1 protein-coding gene is annotated in these 1260 nt (G+C 62.4%); it reads left to right on the plus strand.

What is annotated here, in order from left to right; genetic code table 11:
• Nucleotides 1-82: 82 nt before the first annotated feature.
• A complete protein-coding gene (locus tag J5T34_RS23850) occupies nucleotides 83-1195 on the plus strand; it encodes an IS481 family transposase (protein WP_208583369.1) in 1113 nt (370 codons plus the stop codon).
• Nucleotides 1196-1260 lie beyond the last annotated feature (65 nt).

The raw sequence follows: 1260 nt of genomic DNA on the forward strand, positions 1-1260 counted from the left end.
GCTGTATGGACCGGGGACATGGGTAACAGGTGTGCCAGGACATGGGTAACACTTTTCCCGCCTAGTCAGCGGGAGGAAGAAGTTGCCCTGGAGCCAAACCACCGTGAAGCAGCAGAGGGAAGAATTTGTCCGCCTGGCGCGCCGGGCGGACGCCAACATCGCCGACCTATGCCGACGCTTCGGCATCAGCCGCAAGACTGGTTACAAGTGGTTGAATCGGGAGGATCTGGACGACCGAATTCGGCGACCTCATAGCTGTCCGAGTCGAACGCCGGCCGCAATCGAGGAACGGGTGCTGGCGGTCAGGGCTGAGCATTCGGCTTGGGGCGCTCGCAAGATCGCATGCGTGCTGGCGCGTGACGAAGGCGTACAGATTGCCCCGAGCACGGTCAATTGGGTGCTGCGCCGCCATGGCTTGATCCGTCCGGCCGCGAGCGCCGCCGCCACAGCGTGGCACCGCTTCGAACACGACCGACCTAATGCACTGTGGCAGATAGACTTCAAAGGCCACTTCGCTACCGACACTCAGCGATGTCATCCGCTCACCGTCTTGGACGATCACTCGCGGTTCAATGTGGTGCTCGATGCGTTGAGCAATGAACGGTTTGAATCGGTGCAGCAAGCGCTGGAGCATGCGTTCAGGCGCTACGGGCTGCCCGAGCGGATTAATGCGGACAACGGCCCGCCCTGGGGCTCTCCAATGCCCGGAGCGCTTACCACGTTGGGCGCCTGGCTCATTCGCTTGGGCGTGCGACTCAGCCATAGCCGACCTCGGCACCCTCAGACGAATGGCAAGGACGAGCGCTTCCACCGCACTGTGCAGGCTGAGCTGTTGGCCATGCAGCGGTTCCGGGACCTCGATGATGTCCAGCACCACTTCAGTCAATGGCGACACGTGTACAACTTCAAGCGCCCCCATCACGCGCTGAATATGCAGACGCCAGCCAGCCGCTACGCCCCTAGTCCGCGGTCAATGCCACGCACACTGCCGCCGATCGAGTACGGCAGCGACGACATCGTGCGACGCGTCGGCGACGGCGGGCGCATCCACTTCCGCGGAAAGACCTTCCGCGTCGGGCGGGCCTTGATCGGGACCCCCGTGGCGATGCGCCCGAACCTGGACCTGGACGGCACCTTTGATGTCTACTTCTGCCATCAAAAGGTCGCCACGATCGACCTACACCAGGCTGACTAACCTGGACCTTGGACTGTTACCCATGTCCTGGCACATGTGTTACCTATGTCCCCGGTCCATACAGC

It is taken from the genome of Cupriavidus gilardii (genome assembly GCF_017598945.1).
Classification (GTDB): domain Bacteria; phylum Pseudomonadota; class Gammaproteobacteria; order Burkholderiales; family Burkholderiaceae; genus Cupriavidus; species Cupriavidus gilardii_E.